The organism is Planococcus sp. RAB007_Raresut (assembly GCF_057369535.1).
Genome location: NZ_JBXYIF010000252.1, coordinates 1 through 240 on the forward strand (window position 1 = coordinate 1; position 240 = coordinate 240).

1 protein-coding gene is annotated in these 240 nt (G+C 37.1%); it reads right to left on the reverse strand.

The genetic code is table 11. The features are described from left to right. On the reverse strand, positions 1-97 hold a 97-nt coding region (rpsT, locus tag AC2Q9J_RS18445), incomplete at its 3' end, for a 30S ribosomal protein S20 (protein WP_499042182.1). Between the last annotated feature and the right edge of the window lie 143 nt (positions 98-240).

The window sequence follows — 240 nt, forward strand, 5'->3', positions numbered from 1 at the left end:
TTACTGCTGTACGCATTGCCGCTTTCTCTTGTGAGTTCGCAACACGACGTTTTTCAGAAGTTTTTGCACGTTTGATTGCTGATTTGATGTTTGCCATTGTTTGTCACCTCCTGAAACAAGAAAGTGTATGTTCTTATTACTTCAAGTAATCATTCAACAGAACAAGCACTATTGTAGCAAACGGTTATATGAAAAGCAACCACTTGATGATTATTCTGAAAACTAACTGTGGTATTGTTG